Source organism: Umezawaea sp. (assembly GCF_057122925.1).
In genome coordinates, this window is record NZ_DBNGPQ010000043.1 from 1 (window position 1) to 17,616 (window position 17,616).

Sequence of the window (17,616 nt, forward strand, 5' to 3'; positions counted from 1 at the left end):
GTGTAGCCGTCACGGGCGAAGTGGTTCCTGGCCGAGGCCAGCAGGGCCGCTCGGGTCGCGTCCCGGTCGCGCCTGCGCGGCGGCTGACCGTCCGGTGTCGCGGTCAATCCGGCTCCTAGACCTCAAGTCGTCGCTCGTTGACACGATACGCGGCCGTCGTTAACTTCGGATAAGTCATCAACTGATGACAAGAGTGCGCGGTCTCTTCAGGGGGTTCACGGCGTGAAGACGTTCGTCATCTCGGGCGGCACGGACGGCATCGGCAAGGCCGTCGCCCTCGCTCGTCTCCAAGGAGGCGACCGGGTCGTCGTCCTCGGCCGCGACGCCGACAAGGGCGCCCAGCTCGTGGCCGAGGCCGAGGGGTCCGGCGCCGCCGACCGCGTGCACTTCATCCAGGTGGACCTCAGCCTGGTCGAGGCCACCCGAGGGGCCCTGGCCGAGATCCGTTCGCGGTTCGCCGCCGTCGACGGGCTCGTGCTGTGCGCGCAGCACTTCCGCTCGACCCGGCTGGTCACCGGGGAGGGGTTCGAGAACTCCTTCGCGCTGTACTACCTGAGCCGCTTCGTGCTCAGCCACGGTCTGGCCGACCTGCTGGAGGCCGCGCCCGCGCCCGTCGTGGTCAACGTGTGCGGCCCCGGCATCCCGATGGGGGAGGGCCGCTGGGACGACCTCGGCCGGGAGCGGGACTACACGGGCATCGACGCGCTGATGCAGGGCAGCAGGCTCAACGACCTGCTCGGGGTCGGGTTCGCCCGTGCACGACCGGGCAGCCGGATCCGCTACGTCCTGCTCGACCCCGGTGGCGTGCGGACCAGCTCCTCCGGCGAGTACGACCCGGCCGCGGCCGAGCGGATCGACGCCGTGCGCGCGGGCGCGAGGCCGGTGGAGGAGGGCATCCTGCCGGTGCTCGCCGCCCTGGACGCCCCACCGGACCAGCCGGTCTCCGCCTCCGTGGCGGGGGAGCCGCTCCCGCTGGACGGGCCCGCGTTCGACGCCGAGGACGCGGACCGGCTGCACGAGCTGACCGTCGGGCTGCTCGCGGCCCGCGCCGCCTGGGCACCGGTCCGGCACCGGTTCGCGGATCGGCGCGGACCGGTGCCGGCGGTAGTGCTCAGCGCCAGCCCAGTTCCGGCGCCACGTGGGTGAGGATGTTCTCCAGCACGTGGGTGTTGTAGTCGACCCCGAGCTGGTTCGGGATGGTCAGCAGCAGCGTGTCCGCGGCCTGGACGGCCTCGTCGTCCAGCAGTTCCTTGACGAGCACGTCCGGCTCGGCGGCGTAGGACCGGCCGAAGATCGCCCTGGTGTTCTCGTCGATCATGCCGATCTGGTCGCGCGAGTCGCGGTCGCGGCCGAAGTAGGCGCGGTCCAGGTCGTTGGTGATGGCGAAGATGCTGCGGCTGACCGACACCCGCGGCTCGCGCACGTGGCCCGCCTCCTTCCACGCCTCGCGGTAGGCCTCGATCTGCTTGCGCTGCTGGACGTGCAGCGGCTCGCCCGTCTCGTCGAACTTGAGCGTGCTGCTCTGGAGGTTCATCCCCAGCTTCGCGGCCCACACGCCGGTCGCGTTCGAGGCGGAACCCCACCAGATCCGCTCGCGCAGCCCCTCCGAGTGCGGTTCGATCCGCAGCAGCCCCGGCGGGTTCGCGAACATCGGTCGCGGGTTGGGCTCGGCGAAGCCCTCTCCCCCGATCACCTCCAGGAACCTCTCGGTGTGCCTGCGGGCCATGTCCGCGTCGGTCTCGCCCTCGGCGGGGGAGAAGCCGAAGTGCCGCCAGCCCTCGATCACCTGCTCGGGTGATCCCCGGCTGATGCCGAGCTGGAGCCGTCCGTCGGAGATGAGGTCGGCGGCGCCCGCGTCCTCGGCCATGTACAGCGGGTTCTCGTAGCGCATGTCGATCACGCCGGTGCCGATCTCGATCCTCGTGGTCCGCGCGCCGATGGCCGAGAGCAGCGGGAACGGGCTGCCCGCCTGCCGCGCGAAGTGGTGCACGCGGAAGTAGGCGCCGTCCACGCCCAGCTCCTCCGCGGCGACCGCGAGGTCGATCGACTGGTGCAGGAAGTCCGCGGCCGACCTGGTCAGGGAGTGCCCGCCCGGCGACCAGTGCCCGAACGAGAGAAAGCCAATCTTCTTCACGCACCGTCCAAGCGCGCGGCGGTGCGTTTGATTCCCCGCGCCGCTCAGGTCTCCGGCAGCGCCCGCGCGTAGACGTCGGCCACCGACCGCAGGAACCAGGAGATCTTCTCCCTGGTCTCGGCGTCGGTGGCGGCCAGCAGCCCGTCGAGGCCCTCGATGACCGGCTCCACGTACCGGGTCGCCCGCGCCTCGGTCTCGGGGGCGACGGCGATCACGACCTTGCGCCGGTCGGTGGCGTGCTTGGCGCGCTGGAGGTGGCCGCCCGCTTCGAGGCGCTTGAGCACCTGGGCGGTGGCCGCCGTCGACATGCCCGCCGCCCTGGCGATCTCGGTCGGTGTGCTCGGGCCGCGGGCGATGAGGTGGTACACGACTTCGAGGCTCGTGCGGTCGATCCCCATCGCCGCCGCCATGGAGCGCTCGAACCACTGCTGGCGCACGGCCATGACCTGGAGCAGTTCTCGCAGGTGCGGGACCGCGGAGTCCGTCGTCACGGCCACCCTCCTCACGTGATCGGGCCGCCGATCGTCTCACGGGCGCCGACCACGACCGTCGACCCCCGAGGCGAACGTGGTTGTTGCATGGATTGCTAACTGAGTTTACTATTTTCCCGTGACCTCCCCCCGAACCGCCCTGATCGCCGGCGCGAGCATCGCCGGTCCGACGCTGGCCTACTGGCTGTCCCGCTACGGCTGGGACGTCGTGGTCGTCGAACGGGCGCCCGCCCCGCGCACGGCGGGGCAGAACATCGACGTCCGGGGTGTCGGTGCCACCGTGCTGGAGCGCATCGGCATCCGCGACGCCGTCGCCGCCCGGCGCACCGGCGAACTCGGCGCCTCCTTCATCGGCCCGAACGGCGAGGTGGCCGGCGTCTTCCCCGCCGACGGGAGCGACGTCGACGGCGCCACCGCCGAGCTGGAGATCCTGCGCGGCGACCTGTCCGACCTCCTGGTCGAGGCGGGCGCGGGCGCGGTCGAGCACGTCTACGGCGACCACGTCGTGGAGGTCGAGGAGCACACCGCCCACGCGCGGGTGCGCCTGCACTCGGGCGGCGTGCGCGACGTCGACGTGGTCGTGGCCGCCGACGGCCTGAACTCCACCACGCGCGACGTGCTCGGGCTGTCGACGCGCGTTCACCACATCGGGCTGGAGTCGACGTACTTCACCATCGAGCGCGCACCCGAGGACGACGACTACTGGCGCTGGTACAACCCCGGCCGCGGTCGTTCGGTGCAGCTGCGCCCCGACCCCAACGGCGGCATCCGCGCCGTCCTGTCCGAGCTGGTGCCGCCCGCGGTGGCGGCCACCGCCGTCCGGCGGACCCGTGCCGAGCAGGTGGCGCACCTGCGCGGTGCCTTCGCCGACGCGGGCTGGCAGACCGACCGCGTCCTGGACGGCCTGGACCGGGCCGACGACCTGTACTACGAGCACCTCGGGCAGGTGAAGGCGGCGCGGTGGTCCCGAGGCAGGGCGGTGCTGGCCGGGGACGCGGCCCACTGCGCCTCGCCGCTCAGCGGCATGGGCACCACCCTGGCCCTCACCGGCGCCTACGTGCTGGCGGGCGAACTCGCGCGGCACGACGACCACACCGGGGCGTTCGCCGAGTACGAGCGGATCATGCGGCCGTTCGTCGAGCGGGCGCAGAAGCTGCCGCCGTTCGGGCCGCGGCTCGCCACGCCCGTCAGCGGGTTCGGGGTCGCCGCCTTCGCCGCGGTGATCAAGGTGATCTCCAGCCCGCCGCTGCGCCGCCTCGGGGACAGGTTCGCCTCCCGTCCGGCCAACGCCGTCGACCTGCCGGACTACCGCGACCTCGTCCGCCGCTAGAACCCCCGACCCCGATCGGAGCGATCTCCCGTGCCGTCCTCGCGCCGCACCACGACGCTGGTGGTGGCCAGCGCGCTCGCCGCGGTGTCCTCCACGGTCATGTCCGCCCTCACCACGGGTGTCGGCATCCCGGAGGAGACCCGCCGCGGACTCGTCACCGGCAACGGCCAGGACCTCGACTTCTGGGTCGTCGCCACCGCCGTGCGGACGTACTCGGTGACCGGACCCCTGCTGTGGTCCGCCCTGCGGCGGAGGCCGCCGTCACCGGCGCTGCTCGTCGCGGCGGGCCTCACCCAGTTCGGGGACGCCTACCTGTGCCTGCGGTCGAGGAACCCGATCGGCGCGGTGGGCACCGGGGCCTTCGGCCTCCTGCACCTGATCACCGCCCGGGAGGTGGCGGCACGCCGGGAGTTCTCCTTCGCGCGTTGAACGGCCGGATCGCGTTCGGTACACAGAAGCGGTGGCGGGCGCGAGCGAGCGGGGCACGGCTCCGGACATCGAGGTCGGTGTGCTGGGTGGCCTGGAGGTCCGCGTCGGCGGTGTGCCGGTCGCGGTGGGGCACGCGCGGCAGCGGGCGGTGTTGGCGGTGCTGGCGGACGAGGTCGGTCGGGTGGTGCCGGTGGACCGGCTGATCGACCGGGTGTGGGGTGGGCGTCCGCCTGCGCGGGTGCGGTCGGTGCTGCGGACGTACGTGTCGAACCTGCGTCGGGTCGGGGCCACGATCACGTGGCGCGACAACGGTTACCTGCTCGCGGCCGATCCCGAGGGGGTGGATCTGCACCGCTTCCGCCGCCTGCTCGCCGAGGCGCGCGCCAGTGACGATCCGGGGCGTGCGCTGGTGGTGGTGGAGCGGGCGTTGGCGTTGTGGCGGGGTGAGCCGTTGGCGGAGCTGGACACGCCGTGGGCGCGGTCGTCGCGTGAGCACCTGTACCGGGAGCGCGGGGCCGCGGTGGCCGATCGGGTGGACTGGGCGCTCGGGTGCGGCCGGCACGGGGACCTGGTGCCGGAGTTGACGACGCGGGCGGCGGAGGATCCGTTGGACGAGCGGTTGGCCGGGCAGGTGGTGCTGGCGCTGTACCGGTCGGGTCGTCAGGCGGAGGCGTTGGAGCACTACGGGCGTACGCGGCGGGTGCTGGCCGAGGAGCTGGGGGCTGATCCCGGTCCGGCGCTGCGGGAGCTGCACCAGCGGGTGCTGACCGCTGATCCGGGACTGCTGCTCCCCGCGGCGGGTCCGGTGGTGCCCCGCCAGCTGCCCGCGCCGCCCGCGTCGTTCGTCGGCCGGGAGGCCGAGCTGGAGCGGCTGGACGCGGTGGTGGAGGCGGCGGGCCGGTCGGCGACGGTGGTGATCCCGGCGCTGGCGGGGGAGGGTGGGGTCGGGAAGACGTGGTTGGCGTTGCACTGGGCGCACCGCCACGTGGAGCGGTTCCCGGACGGGCAGTTGTTCGTGGACCTGCGCGGGTTCAGCCCGGAGGGTGAGCCGCTCGATCCGGCGGTCGTGCTGTGGGGGTTCCTGCACGCGCTGGACGTGCCGCCCGCTCGGGTGCCCGCCGCTCTGGACGCGCGGGTGGCGCTGTACCGCAGTGCGGTGGCGGGTCGGCGGATGCTGGTGGTGTTGGACAACGCCGCGACGGTGGAGCAGGTCGTTCCGCTGCTGCCGGGGAGCGCGTCCTGCACGGTGCTGGTCACCGGCCGCCGGAGGCTCTCCTCGCTGGTGGACCGCCACGGTGCCGAGCACGTGCAGCTCGACGTCCTGTCCCGGCGGGAAGCCCGTGCCCTGCTGGTCGAACGCCTGGGCGCGGAGCGGGTGGCCGCCGAACCCGACGCGACCGACGAGCTGATCGGGCTGTGCGGGCACCACCCGCTGGCGTTGGCGATCACGACCCGGCACGCCGTCACCCGCCCGTCCGTCGCGCTCGCCGAGCTGGTCGCGGAACTGCGCGACCTCGGCCTGGACGTGCTGGACGACGACGACCCGATGGCGAGCGTGCCCGCGGTGCTGTCCTGGTCGCTGCGCCACCTCACCGCCCAGCAGCGGACCGCGTTCGCGCTGCTGGGCGTCGCTCCCGGCCCGGACATCGACCTGCCTGCCGCCGCCTCCCTCACCGGCGTGCCCCCGGCGTTGGCGCGCAAGGTGTTGCGGGCGCTGGAGGACCACTCCCTGCTCGACCGGCACCCCCACGGCCGGTGCGCCATGCACGACCTGACCCGCGCCTACGCCGCCGCCACCGCCCGCGACGACCTGGACGAGCCGGTGCGCCGAGCGGCGCTCGACCGGGTGGTGGACTTCTACCTGCACACCGCCCACGCCGCCGACCGCCTGCTGGACCCGCACCGCGCGCCGGTCCGGCTCGACCCGCCCACGCCCGGCACCCACCCGCACCCCCTCGCCGACCTCCCGGCGGCGCTGGCGTGGCTGGAGGACCACCACCCCCACCTGCTGGCCGCCCAGCAGACCGCCGCCGCCGGTGGCCGCCACCAGGTCGTGTGGCACCTGGCGTGGACCCTGGGCACCTTCCACCACCGACGCGGGCGCCGCCACGACGACCTGACCGCGTGGCGGGCCGCGCTCGACGCCGCGGCGTTCCTGCCCGACGCGACCCACCGCATCGCGGCCCACCGGCTCCTCGGCGACGCCCACGCCGAACTGGGACGGCACGACGAGGCCGTCGCCCACCTGCACGAGGCGCTGGCGCTGGCCGAACACCACCACGACCCCGTCCAGCGGGCCACCACGCACCACGCCATCGCGGAGGCGTGGGAGTCCCAGGGCGACGACCGGCGGGCGCTGGAGCACGTCCACCACGCACTCGACATCTACCGCACCCTCGACCACCCGGTGTGGGAGGCCGAGGCGCTCAACGCGGTGGGCTGGTTCGCCGCCCGCCTGGGCGACTACGACACCGCCCGCGACCACTGCCGGAACGCGCTGACCCTGTGCCGCCGACACCACCACCTGGACGGCGAGGCGGCCACCCTCGACAGCCTGGGCTACATCGAGCACCACACCGGCCGCCACCAGCGAGCCGTCCACCACTACCACCAGGCCCTCGCCCTGTACCGCACCCTGGGCAACGCCAGCGAGGCCGCCAACACCCTCGACAACCTCGGCCACCCCCACGCCGCCCTCGGCACCCACGACCAGGCGCGCGCGGCGTGGCGGGAAGCGGTCGAGCTGTACCGGGAACAGGGCCGTGACGCCGACGCGGAACGCGTGCAGCGGCAGCTCGACGACCTGCACGGTGCGGCGGACGCCGGCCGGGGCACCGCGTGAGCCGTCAGGGGCGGCGGGAGACCGCGCGCGTGATCGGGGTGACGAGTCGGGTGGTGGCGGCGGTCGACGGGTCGGGGGACGTCGTGCGGCTGTGCGGGCCCGGCACCGAGCTGGTGGCGTGGGGTGCCGCGGCACGGGGGTGCACCTCGGAAATGCGGCTGACCAGCTCGGCCAGCGGTGGCGGGTCGTGCGCGAGGGCGTGAACGGCGGGCAGGTGGTGTGCGATCGCGCCGTGCACGGAGAGGCGATCGCCTCCGAACCGCTTGCGGACGGGCTCCTGCGTCGCGATTCCACGCGACGGTCAGTCCCTCGCCAGACGGTAGACGCCTCGGCTCACTCGTTCCAGGTCGTCGTAGGTGGTGGAAGCGTGGTCCGGGGCGTCGCGGCACAGGTGCGAGGTGACCATGGTGCGGACGGTGGACTCGGCGTAGCCGCTGTGCCGCCTGGTCATCTCGGCAACGATCTCGGCCAGCGTGAAGGTGGACGCGCCGGACCTGCCGAGCACGGCTCGCACCGCGTCGAGGATCTCCCGGCGCGCACCTGCCCGAGCGGCGGCAGAACTCGGCGGCGGCGGCGCGGCGGCGACCGGGTTCGGCCACCGACCCAGGTCGGGCCTGCTCGCGCTCGCGCTGTCGACCTGCGGGTCGACGTGGTAGACGGCCAGGCGGAGGGTGTCGTCGACCGGGATGAGTGCGAAACGCGTCGCGGTGACGGGATGCTTGGTCAGGTCGGTGCCGACGGCGATCGACGCCGTCGCGGGCAGGCTCGCGATGGCAGCGGGGGTCAGCGTGACGGTGTCGGTGTCCAGGTCGATTCCGTGCCGCCTCGCGACGCCCGCCATGTACCCGCGCAGGCGGGCTCCCTCGACGTAGACGAAGATCCGGTCGACCTCGCCGGGGTAGGCGGCCAGCCGGTAGAAGTCCTTGAGGACCTCGCCCATGGTCATCGTCCACGGGGCGTTCCACCCGTTCGGTTCTCGGGGGAACTTGAACTCGACCAGCGCCGCCGGACGATCCCGTCCCACCACCAGGTCGACCCGCGAGCCCTTCAACGTCGGGTGCGGTGCCTCGACCCGCAGCCCGGTCGCGTCGACACCCGCCGCCACCAAGGCTCGTGCGGTGGAGAACCGCACCACGTCCTCCGTGAGCACCCCGCGCAGTCCGCTTCGCAGGTGGCCCCGCAGCTCGGCGGCTACCGCCGTCCACACCGCGTCAAGCCACCACGGCCGCGCGCGCGGGCCGCCACCGGCTGCCGCGGGCATCACGTGCTTCCCATTCGCACCACCTATTCCACGTCGTTCCCCGGCGGTGGAGCGTTAGCCGCCGCGACGTCCTGTTCCGGGTTCGCGACATCCCGCCGATAGGGCAGGGCTATGGGGATCGATGCCATCAGGATTTGTGAGCAACCCTCGGACGTGGCAGGCGTCACCTTGGCAGGGTCGAGTTCTCGACTCGTTCAGCAGAGGGGTGACGGTGATGGTGAGCAAAGCGGTCCTGCTGGTTGCGGTACTGGCCTCGGCGGTCGTGGGGGTGCCCGCGGCGGCCTCGGCGGAGTCGGTCTGCGACACGGCGTGGGGGTCGGCGGCGAAGGTGGCCGCGCCCGGCGCGACCGGGGAGATGACCGACCTGCGGGCCGGGCGGCACGACTGCTACGACCGGGTGGTGTTCGACTTCCGGGGTACCAGCGAGGGGTTCCAGGTCGACTACGTGAGCGACGTGCACGAGGACGGATCGGGCAGACTCGTGCCGCTCCGCGGTGGGGCCAAGTTGCGGATCGTCGCGCACTCGCCCGCGTACGACGAGTCGTTCAACCCGACCTACACCTACGCCAACCGCGATGAACTGGTGGACGTGGCCGGGTACCGGACGTTCCGGCAGGTCGCGTGGGCGGGGTCGTTCGAGGGGCAGACGATGGTCGGGCTCGGCGTGCGGGCGCGGCTGCCGTTCCGCGCGTTCACCCTGACCGACAAACTGGTGGTGGACGTCGCGCACACCTGGTGAGCCCGCACGGGTGGTGGGCCGCGTCGCCGCGGCCCACCGCACCGGTCAGTGGACCTTGCGGATCCTGCGGAACGACAACCAGACCAGGCCGCCGCTCAGCACGAGGAACAGCCCGAGTTCCGTCCACTGCAACGGCCAGAAGCTGCTCGCCGAGTGGTACGTCACGCGCTGCCGGTAGCCCGCCTCGGAGGTCTTCGCCAGGCACGTCTCCAACTCGTCCCTGGCGACCCCGGTCGTGTGCAGCTTGATCATGCACGAGGCCAGCACCGGCGGCACCGCGGTCGGGTTGCCCGCCGCGTCCACCAGCGTGTTGTCGATCACCCACGCGTTCTCCGGACCGCGGACACCCACCTCCCGCACCCCGTCCTCGGGGCGGCCCGCGTTCACCAGGTAGACGTACTCCATGTTCTGCGGGGTGATCGCCACCGTCTCCTGCGTGGTGGGCAGCAGCAGGTCGCGCACCACGACCGGCACGGCGATCTGCACCGCGAGGAACACGGCCAGCGTCACGGCCATCGCCGGGAGCACCCGGCGCAGCAGGATCCCCGCGGCCAGACCGAGGGAGAACGCGAACAGCGCGTAGCCCGCGGGCGCCACGCCGCGCGCGCCGAACGTGACCGGGAGCAGGCGGCCCATCGCCTCCTGCGACGCGCCGCCGGCCCACCAGGTCACCGCGAGGCTCGCCAGGCCGGTGAGCAGCGCGGCCGCACCGCCCACGAGCACGACCTTCGTCGCGAGCCACCGCCCCCGCGTGATGCCCTGGTTCCACGCCAGGCTGTGGGTGCCCGCCTCCACCTCGCGCGCCACCATCGGCGCGCCCCAGAACGCGCCGAGCAGCGCGGGGAGCACGAAGATCGCGATGTTCCCCACGTAGTACAGGGAGTTCACGAGCGTGCTGGGGGCCGGGCCCGCCTTGCCCGCGACGGCGAAGAGCACCGCCAGCGCTCCCACCAGACCCACCATGGCGATGCCTTGGACGCGGAACTGCCGCAGGGTCAACCAGGTCATCGTGCCACCTCCAGTGCCCGCGCGGACTGCGCGGCTTCCATGTGGGCCAGCACGAGGTCCTCGATGGACACGTCGCTCACCGTCCACAGGGGATCGTCGATCGGGTTGTCCGCCTGCACCAGCAGGGTCGTCTGCCGCTCGGTGTGGCTCGCGTGCAGCACGTGCGCGCCGGGCACCTCCTCGCGCTCGGTCCGGGGGCCGGTCAGGCGGTGGTGGGTGGCCAGCAGGTCGTCCACGTCGCCCGCCATCCGCACCTGGCCCGTCACCAGCAGCACCAGGTGGTCGCAGACCCGTTCCAGGTCGGCGATCAGGTGCGACGACAGGACCACGCTCATGCCGGTGTCCGCGACGACCTCCATCAGGTCGCTGAGGAAGTTCCTGCGCGCCAACGGGTCCAGCGCGGCCACGGGCTCGTCGAGCAGCAGCAGCTCCGGCCGCTTGGCCACGCACAGCGTGAGCGCCAGCTGCGCGCGCTGACCGCCGGAGAGCGTGCCCGCCTTCTGCCGCGGGTCGAGCCCGAGGGCCGCCACGCGCTTCTCGGCGAGCGCGGCGTCCCAGCGCCGGTTCAGGGCCGCGCCCATCCGCAGGTGCTCTGCCACGGTCAGCTGCGAGTAGGTCGGGGTGTCCTGCGCGACGAACCCGACCTTCTCCAGCTGTTCCCTGCCGCTGCCCGGTGTTCCGCCGCACACCTCGATGGAGCCGGACGTCGGCTCCAGCATGCCCGCCGCGATGGTGAGCAGGGTCGACTTGCCCGCGCCGTTCTGCCCGATCAGGCCCGTCACCCGACCAGCGGGGACGTCGATCGTGCAGTTGTCGAGCGCGGTCCTGCGGTAGCGCTTGGTCAGCGCTGAGGTCCTCACGATTGAGGTCACTGATTCTCCTCGGTGGTGCTGTCGCGGAGGGAAGTGGTGAACAGGGCTTCGATGCCCTCGTCGTCCAGGCCCGCCGCACGTGCCTGCTTCAGCCAGAGGGCCAGGCCGCTGCGCAGCGGTGCCAGGTCCTCTGGCGCGGGGGAGGCCAGGGTGCCGATCACGAAGGTGCCGACGCCGGGGCGCGCGGACACCAGGCCGTCGTGCTCCAGTTCGCGGTAGGCCTTCAGGACCGTATTCGGGTTGATCGCCAGTGCCTTGACCACTTCCTTCACCTTGGGGAGCTGGTCGCCTTGCTGGAGCAGGCCCAGCCGCAACGCGTGCCGCACCTGCTGGACCACCTGCTGGTACGGCGACAGGCCGGACCTCGGGTCCAAGTGGAACTCGATCACTGGGGCGCTCCTGTTTAACTAGGTACCTAGCACTATAGGTGAATAGGCAGAGTCGACGTCAAGTCGGGGGAGCGGCTCAGCCGAGCCGCCGAGGGGAACGGGACCACCGGGTCAGGTCAGCCACGCCCGCCGAGTTCACGACGGCGCCGCGCACCCGGTCAGGGCGGTGGGAGGGCAGGGCGACGGCGCTCGGGAGGGTGTTTCCGGGCAGCGCGATCGCGGCCGTCGGCGGGCCGAGACCCGGTCGAGCCTCGTGACGGCTGCGCCGAGGACGTTCGCCGTCGGGGCGTGCTCCCGGTGCCGGGGCTCGCCGCGGGGTTCGTGCCCGCCACGCCCCTGGCGTGGTCGGAACGAGGCTCAGCCCGTTCCGGACGGCCCCGAACCCGCCGCCTCGACGACGTGCGCGGCGGACGTCTGGAGGTGAGCGCTGTCCACGTACCGGCGGACGCGGAACACCCTGCCCTCCCGGAGCGCGCGGACGCCGCGACCCGGTTGCTCACGACGGTGACGGTGCGGGCGGGCCGCCCTCGAACGCCGTCGCGGCCCGCTCACCGCCGGCGCGTGAGGGTCAGCCGGTGTCCGACGGCAGGTCCGGGTCGACCGGCAGGCCGTGGTGGCGGAACAGCGGCGGCAGGAAGCGCAGCATGAGCACCGACCAGGTCAGGTGGGTGATGAGCGGGGCCTGGATGCCGCCCGTCGCCCGGCGTTGCAGGCCGAACAGCGCCCCCATCACGCCCGACGCCAGCACCAGCGACGGGTTGCGGGTCGCGGTGGTCGCCAGCACGTACACCGCCGTGGACGTCACGACGGGACGTCGTCGACCGGCCGCCGCGTACAGCGCGCCGCGGAAGAAGACCTCCTCGGCTGCGCCGTTGAGCAGCGTCGTGGCCAGCACCGGGGCCGTCGAGCCGCGGTCGGCGTAGCGCAGGACCCGCGAGATGGCGCGGTCCAGGAACGGCACGTGCCTGCACACCAGGGCGCACCCGTAGAAGACGCCGAACGCGCCGACGCCCACCAGGACCGGTGTCACGACCGGTCGGCGCAGCGTGTCGCGGTAGCGCACCCGGCCCAGGTGCAGCGGGCCGGACGCGAGGCCGCCGACGACCCACGTGGCCGCGGTCGCCGCGGTCAGGCCGTAGAAGCGGGCCGAGTCCGGTGTGGACGACAGGGACGCGCCGAGCAGCCCGGCACCCGCCAGCGACGTCGCGGCGACCACCCGGCGGCGCCTGTGGAACACCTCGTCGGGCTCGTCGTGCTCGCGCGGGACCTTCTCGACCAGCCAGGCGGGAACCCGTGCGAGCAGCCGCTGCCGCAGCGTCATCCGCGGTCACCGCCGCGCCGGGCCTTGGCCCGCTCGCCCAGCGCGGTGAGCACGGCGGCGTCGAAGTCGGCCGGGGTGAACGGGACCAGCGAGCGGATCGAGTCGTCGCACACCACGACCTCGTTGGCCATCGAGTCGATCAGCGACCGCCCCGTCTGCACGTCCACGTCGGTGACCAGCGCCAGCCACCGCGAGGACAACCCGGGGGTGAGCAGCGGAACGGGCAGCACCGGCACGCGGCGGCCCTCGATCGCGGCGACCCGGCGCAGCATCTCGGCGTACTCCAGGACCTCCGGCCCGCCGATGTCGAACGGCCGCCCCTCGGTCTCCGGCACGCCCAGCACCCCCACGAGGTAGCGCACGACGTCGGCGACGGCGATCGGCTGGCAGCGGGTGCGCACCCAGCGCGGCGCGACCATCGCGGGCAGGTGCTCGACGAGCTGGCGGGTCATCTCCCACGAGATCCCGCCGTGCCCGATGACGATCCCGGCGCGCAGGGTCGTGACCGGCACCCCCGAGCCCGCGAGCAGCGACTCCACCTCCCGGCGGCTGCGCAGGTGCTCGGACAGGTCGTCGGAGTCGTTGCCCAGGCCGCCCAGGTAGACGATCCGGCGCGTCCCGGCGTCCGCCGCGGCCTTGGCGAAGGTCCGGGCGGCCTCGGCGTCGCGGTCGGCGAAGCGCGGGTCGTCCAGCGAGTGGACCAGGTAGTAGGCGACCTCGGCGCCCTCCAGCGCGTCGGCCAGCGAGTCCGGGTCGTGCACGTCGCCCCGGACCGCCGTCCCCGCGCCCCGGTAGTCCTCCGGGTGGCGCGTCATGGCGCGCACGTCGTGCCCCTCCTCCACGAGGACGGGGCAGAGCCTGCCGCCGATGAATCCCGACGCTCCGGTCACGAGTACGCGCACGACCACCAGCCTGTCGCACCGGGCCGGGTTCCGCCGAACGGCGCCGGGCACGCCGCCCGGCCCGCGGCCGGGGCACTACCCTCCCGCGCATGGTCGAAGACGACGCCCTCCGCGCCACCAGGGAGGCCTACGACGCCGCGGCCCCGACCTACGCGCGGCTGTTCCGCGACGCGCTGCGCGACCGGCCGCTCGACCGGGCGATGCTGAGCGTGTTCGCCGAGGTCGTGGGGGACGGCAGGGTCGCGGACCTGGGCTGCGGGCCGGGCGACGTCACCGCCCACCTGGACGGGCTGGGACCGGCGGTGTTCGGCGTCGACGCCTCTCCCGCGATGATCGAGCTGGCCCGCCGGGCCTACCCGCGGCTGCGGTTCGACGTGGGCTCGATGGCCGCGCTCGCCATCGAGGACGACGCGCTGGCCGGCGTGCTCTCGCGGTGGTCCGTCATCCACACCCCGCCGCCGGACCTGCCCGCCGTCCTGGCGGAGTTCCACCGGGTGCTGGCGCCCGGCGGTCACCTCCTGGTGGGGTTCTGGGCGAGCGGGGACCCGGACCACCCGACCGAGGTCTTCGACCACGCGGTCGCGCCCGCCTACCGGTGGTGGCCCGACCACCTCTCGTCGCTGCTGCGCGAGGCCGGGCTGGCCGAGGTGGCGCGGATGGTGCGCGAGCCCCAGCCCGCCGACCGGAGGCAGTTCCAGGAGGTCAACCTGCTCGCCCGCAAGGCACGGCCGGACGCGCTGGACCACGACCTCCCGTCCAGCGGTTGAGCGCGTCCTCCCTCCGCTCCCGAGGACTCCGTTCACCGGTGGGGCCGTCATCGACCGGCGAACGGAGCCGGTACCCACGACCGGGTGGACCGGGCCTGACCACGGCCCGCGAACTCGCCCGTGCCCGGTCCGGCGACCTCGACGTCCTGATCGACAACGCGTGTTGACGTGCCCGCCGCTCGCCCTGCTCGTCGTGGTCGGCACCGACCGGTTCGCCACCGAGTCCCGCCGATCGAGGTCGGGGGTCGGGAATAACGGAGGCCCCGCGATCGTTGGGGTGGGGCATGTCGGACGAAACTGTGGCACTCAGCCCCACCTCGTGGGTGCAGGACCAGACGAAGAAGATCCTGGAGACGGGGACCACGGAGGGGATCAGGGTCCTCGGAGCGCCGATCGTGCTGCTGACGCTGCGCGGTGCGAAGACCGGAGCGCTGCGCTACACGCCCGTCATGCGGGTGGAGCACGACGGCCGGTACGCGGTCGTGGCGTCCAAGGGCGGTGCCGCCGAGCACCCGACCTGGTACTACAACATCAAGGCGCACCCCGAGTTCGCGTTGCAGGACGGGACCGTGACGAAGACCTACGCCGCCCGCGAGGTCGAGGGCGACGAGCGCGCCGAGTGGTGGGAGCGCGCCGTGGCGGCCTTCCCGTCCTACGCGGAGTACCAGACGAAGACCGACCGGCAGATCCCGGTGTTCGTGCTGGAGCCGAAGGACGCCTGACCACCCGCTGAGGCTCGACCCGCGGCCGGGCCGGTGCACCGAGCACCGGCCCGACGCGCGCGGTGCGCGTCACGTCCGGCCGCGCGGCGTCCCCGAAGGGCTCGCGCACCCGGCCGCCCGGACCGGCTGGGCCGCCTTCGAGCACGCCGTCCAGGCCTGGGCCCCCGACCCCTCGCCGGGTGTGGACGCGCAACTCCTCCGAGCCTTCGCCGATCTGCGCGCCCTCTCCGGGGCGGCCCCCGGTCGTCCCGACGGCGACCGCCCGCCCGCGCGGTCAGAGCTGCCCGCGCCCGCGTGGGGTCTCGGTCCTCGACCTGCGGCGGGCCGTGCCGACGGCGAGGTGGTAGGTGTCGGCCACGTCCGCGGCGACGCGGTTCCACGAGTACCGGCTGCGGACGCGGTCGACGCCCGTGGCCGAGTAGATCCCGCGCCGCGTCGGATCGCCGAGCAGGCGCCGCAGGGCCCGGCCGAGCGCGACCGGGGCGCGCGGCGGGACGAGGCTGCCGGTCAGCCCGTCGACCACGATGTCGGCCAGCGCGTCCACCGCCGACGCGATCACCGGGACGCCGCACGCCATCGCCCGCAGGGCGGCGATGCCCGACGGTTCGTGCCGCGGCACGTGCACCGCGATGTCGGACGAGCGCAGCAGCGCGGGCAGGTCCTGGCGCTCGACGCGCCCGAGGAACCGCGTCCGGTCGGCAACGCCGTGGTCGCGCGCGTGCCGGGCGAGCCCGCGCAGCTCGGGTGTCTCGTACCGGAAGGGCGAGCGGAAGGGGCCGACGAACAGCAGTTCGGCGTCGGGAACACCGGCCACCGCCTCGACGACCGCGCGGAAACCGCTGTGGGGCACCAGTTCGCCCAACGCGACCACCCGGCGCAGCGGGCCGCGGACGGCGCGGGGGCCCTCGGGGCTGAACCTGTCGGTGTCGACGCCCCACGGCACCAGCGACACGCTCGTGGCGGGCACCCCGCTGCGCACGAGTCCCCGCTTCTCGTCACCGCTGGCGGTGATGACGTGGTCGGCGGCCAGCGCCATCAGCAGTTCCAGGTTCGCCCGGCCTCCGACGCCCCGGCCGATCTCGCGCTCGACCGCGTGGAGCCCGTGCCGCTCGGCGACCTTGAGCCCGTGGAACGACTGCACGAGCGGCGCGTCGCACTCGCGGACCGCCAGCCCCGACATCCACGAGTGGAGGTGGACGACGTCGGGGACGTGGTCGACCCACCGGTGGTCGAGCCAGGCCGCGAACCCGTCCAGGCAGGACAGCAGGGCCTCCTGCGACAGGGGGAAGGGCGGCCCGGCGGGCACGCGCACGAGCCGGTACCCGCGTCGGGTGCGCGCCACGTCGGGGAGTTCGGGGGAGTCGCGGCGGATGTGCAGCGTGACCGCGTGGCCCGAGCGGCTCAGCGCCGCGGCGAGGTCGGCGATGTGGGTCCGGTACTCCGTCGACTCCGCCTCCCACGACGCGGCGACGAAGTCGATCTCCAGCGGTCGCGGCGCCGTGCGCGTCGCGGAGGCCTTCGACGGCGTCGCGGCGGTGGGGCGGGCCGCCGTCCGGGAGACGACCTCGATGGAGGCGGCGACCTCGTCCAGGCCGGAGCGGCGGGCCAGTTCGGTCAGCCGCGCCCGCGCCCGCTCCTCGTCGAGACCCAGGTCCGCCATCAGGATCCCGAGTGCCTGGCCCACGACGGCCCGGTGGTCGACCTCCTCCGGCCGCCGCGCGGCGGGCACCGCCACGGTGTCCGGGACGGGTGCGGCGTCGTGGTCGACCAGTGCGGAGTGGTCGGCGGGTGCGGGGTGCCCGGCCGGCGCGGGGTGCTCGCTCACCACGCGCAGCGGCACGCCGCGCCGGTCGCACTCCCGGCCGAACGCCAGCAGCACGGCCACGCCCGCGTCGTCCAGCAGCCGGATCCCCGTCAGGTCCACCACGATCGCGCCCGACCCCGCGACCGCCGCGCGGGCGCGGTCGAGGCTTTCGGCGAGGAGACCCGCCGCGGCCGGACCCACCTCGCCCGCCATCGCCAACACCACGTCACCGCTCGAACTCACCGTCAGGTCCACGTGCAGCATGGTGGCCTCCGTCGTTCCGGATCGTGGTCGCCTGAAACGACCGATCGGCCACGGTTGGCTGCTCAATCGGACCGTTTACCAGTCTTATCACCGTCGGTAGTGCTCGGTGTCGGGGAAGGGCATCGCTACCCGGATGGGTGCATACCCCGATGAAGCGGGACCAACCGCACTGCGGACACCTTCGCCGCGGATGCCCTGGCAGGGGTTCCGATGCCGGTCGGCGGGCGGGCCTCGGCCGTGATGTGCGGCACGGCGCCAACGGTCAACAAGATAGGGGTGGTGGCCCCTCGCTCACGGCTTTCGCGACAAAGGGTTGATATCGGACACATTCCGGAATTCGT

General features: G+C 73.6%; 17 protein-coding genes. 7 read left to right on the forward strand and 10 right to left on the reverse strand.

The features are described from left to right. Nucleotides 1–222: 222 nt before the first annotated feature. Entirely contained in the window at nucleotides 223–1,146 is a 924-nt protein-coding gene (locus tag AC156L_RS07720) for an SDR family NAD(P)-dependent oxidoreductase (RefSeq protein ID WP_330881500.1), read from the forward strand. Here the strand turns inward: AC156L_RS07720 and AC156L_RS07725 are convergent. Both AC156L_RS07725 and AC156L_RS07730 read right to left on the reverse strand, forming a co-directional pair. Beyond that, on the reverse strand, nucleotides 1,112–2,134 hold the full coding sequence (locus AC156L_RS07725; protein WP_330881502.1) for an LLM class flavin-dependent oxidoreductase: 1,023 nt from the start codon (nucleotides 2,132–2,134) through the stop codon (nucleotides 1,112–1,114). The genes AC156L_RS07720 and AC156L_RS07725 overlap by 35 nt on opposite strands. A gap of 44 nt (nucleotides 2,135–2,178) precedes the next feature. Next, nucleotides 2,179–2,625, reverse strand: coding sequence for a MarR family winged helix-turn-helix transcriptional regulator (locus tag AC156L_RS07730; protein ID WP_330881504.1), 447 nt, complete (start codon nucleotides 2,623–2,625; stop codon nucleotides 2,179–2,181). Nucleotides 2,626–2,743: 118 nt separating this feature from the next. Between AC156L_RS07730 and AC156L_RS07735 the strand changes: the two genes are divergently transcribed. From AC156L_RS07735 to AC156L_RS07745, 3 genes are read left to right on the forward strand one after another with little or no spacing between them, the layout of a single operon-like run. After that, nucleotides 2,744–3,955, forward strand: coding sequence for an FAD-dependent monooxygenase (locus AC156L_RS07735; protein ID WP_330881505.1), 1,212 nt, complete (start codon nucleotides 2,744–2,746; stop codon nucleotides 3,953–3,955). Between the two features lie 30 nt (nucleotides 3,956–3,985). Further along, nucleotides 3,986–4,384: a hypothetical protein gene (locus AC156L_RS07740; RefSeq protein WP_330881506.1), complete on the forward strand. Its 399-nt coding sequence runs from the start codon at nucleotides 3,986–3,988 to the stop codon at nucleotides 4,382–4,384. 31 nt (nucleotides 4,385–4,415) lie between these two features. Next, nucleotides 4,416–7,226, forward strand: a complete 2,811-nt coding sequence (locus tag AC156L_RS07745) for an AfsR/SARP family transcriptional regulator (protein ID WP_484406715.1) — start codon at nucleotides 4,416–4,418, stop codon at nucleotides 7,224–7,226. Nucleotides 7,227–7,230: 4 nt separating this feature from the next. Here AC156L_RS07745 and AC156L_RS07750 read toward each other — a convergent pair whose 3' ends face one another. Next, nucleotides 7,231–7,464, reverse strand: a complete 234-nt coding sequence (locus AC156L_RS07750; RefSeq protein ID WP_330873844.1) for a hypothetical protein — start codon at nucleotides 7,462–7,464, stop codon at nucleotides 7,231–7,233. A 63-nt stretch (nucleotides 7,465–7,527) separates the two neighbouring features. Beyond that, nucleotides 7,528–8,487 carry a DUF7669 domain-containing protein gene (locus tag AC156L_RS07755; RefSeq protein WP_330873845.1) on the reverse strand — a complete coding sequence of 320 codons (960 nt, stop codon included), beginning with the start codon at nucleotides 8,485–8,487 and terminating at the stop codon, nucleotides 7,528–7,530. Nucleotides 8,488–8,701: 214 nt separating this feature from the next. Here AC156L_RS07755 and AC156L_RS07760 point away from each other — a divergent pair, with 214 nt between their 5' ends. Further along, a complete protein-coding gene (locus AC156L_RS07760) occupies nucleotides 8,702–9,226 on the forward strand; it encodes an AMIN-like domain-containing (lipo)protein (protein WP_330873846.1) in 525 nt (174 codons plus the stop codon). Between the two features lie 45 nt (nucleotides 9,227–9,271). On the opposite strand, the gene AC156L_RS07765 is transcribed toward AC156L_RS07760, so the two are convergent. From AC156L_RS07765 to AC156L_RS07785, 5 genes are all read right to left on the reverse strand, one after another. After that, nucleotides 9,272–10,234 carry an ABC transporter permease gene (locus tag AC156L_RS07765; RefSeq protein ID WP_330873847.1) on the reverse strand — a complete coding sequence of 321 codons (963 nt, stop codon included), beginning with the start codon at nucleotides 10,232–10,234 and terminating at the stop codon, nucleotides 9,272–9,274. After that, a complete protein-coding gene (locus AC156L_RS07770; protein WP_330873848.1) occupies nucleotides 10,231–11,106 on the reverse strand; it encodes an ABC transporter ATP-binding protein in 876 nt (291 codons plus the stop codon). The genes AC156L_RS07765 and AC156L_RS07770 overlap by 4 nt, the downstream gene beginning before the upstream one ends. Continuing rightward, entirely contained in the window at nucleotides 11,103–11,495 is a 393-nt protein-coding gene (locus AC156L_RS07775) for a GntR family transcriptional regulator (RefSeq protein ID WP_330873849.1), read from the reverse strand. Before AC156L_RS07775 ends, AC156L_RS07770 begins: the two co-directional genes overlap by 4 nt. Before the next feature lie 568 nt (nucleotides 11,496–12,063). Beyond that, entirely contained in the window at nucleotides 12,064–12,816 is a 753-nt protein-coding gene (locus AC156L_RS07780) for a CPBP family intramembrane glutamic endopeptidase (RefSeq protein ID WP_330873850.1), read from the reverse strand. Further along, nucleotides 12,813–13,718, reverse strand: a complete 906-nt coding sequence (locus tag AC156L_RS07785) for an NAD(P)H-binding protein (protein WP_330873851.1) — start codon at nucleotides 13,716–13,718, stop codon at nucleotides 12,813–12,815. Before AC156L_RS07785 ends, AC156L_RS07780 begins: the two co-directional genes overlap by 4 nt. Nucleotides 13,719–13,807: 89 nt before the next feature. Between AC156L_RS07785 and AC156L_RS07790 the strand changes: the two genes are divergently transcribed. Together AC156L_RS07790 and AC156L_RS07795 are read left to right on the forward strand one after the other, a co-directional pair. Further along, complete coding sequence (locus AC156L_RS07790) at nucleotides 13,808–14,485, forward strand: class I SAM-dependent methyltransferase (protein ID WP_330873852.1); 678 nt, start codon at nucleotides 13,808–13,810, stop codon at nucleotides 14,483–14,485. 284 nt (nucleotides 14,486–14,769) lie between these two features. Further along, on the forward strand, nucleotides 14,770–15,207 hold the full coding sequence (locus AC156L_RS07795) for a nitroreductase family deazaflavin-dependent oxidoreductase (RefSeq protein WP_330873853.1): 438 nt from the start codon (nucleotides 14,770–14,772) through the stop codon (nucleotides 15,205–15,207). A gap of 274 nt (nucleotides 15,208–15,481) precedes the next feature. On the opposite strand, the gene AC156L_RS07800 is transcribed toward AC156L_RS07795, so the two are convergent. Then, the gene (locus AC156L_RS07800; protein ID WP_330873854.1) at nucleotides 15,482–17,275 is read right to left on the reverse strand and encodes a glycosyltransferase; all 1,794 of its coding nucleotides are present in this window, start codon (nucleotides 17,273–17,275) and stop codon (nucleotides 15,482–15,484) included. Nucleotides 17,276–17,616: the final 341 nt, after the last annotated feature.

Bases quoted from the DNA above. Each gene is read 5' to 3' on its own strand.
- AC156L_RS07755 (WP_330873845.1), bottom strand. From the start codon at position 8,487: ATGCCCGCGGCAGCCGGTGGCGGCCCGCGCGCGCGGCCGTGGTGGCTT.
- AC156L_RS07760 (WP_330873846.1), top strand. From the start codon at position 8,702: ATGGTGAGCAAAGCGGTCCTGCTGGTTGCGGTACTGGCCTCGGCGGTC.
- AC156L_RS07795 (WP_330873853.1), top strand. From the start codon at position 14,770: ATGTCGGACGAAACTGTGGCACTCAGCCCCACCTCGTGGGTGCAGGAC.
- AC156L_RS07790 (WP_330873852.1), top strand. From the start codon at position 13,808: ATGGTCGAAGACGACGCCCTCCGCGCCACCAGGGAGGCCTACGACGCC.
- AC156L_RS07765 (WP_330873847.1), bottom strand. From the start codon at position 10,234: ATGACCTGGTTGACCCTGCGGCAGTTCCGCGTCCAAGGCATCGCCATG.
- AC156L_RS07800 (WP_330873854.1), bottom strand. From the start codon at position 17,275: ATGCTGCACGTGGACCTGACGGTGAGTTCGAGCGGTGACGTGGTGTTG.
- AC156L_RS07780 (WP_330873850.1), bottom strand. From the start codon at position 12,816: ATGACGCTGCGGCAGCGGCTGCTCGCACGGGTTCCCGCCTGGCTGGTC.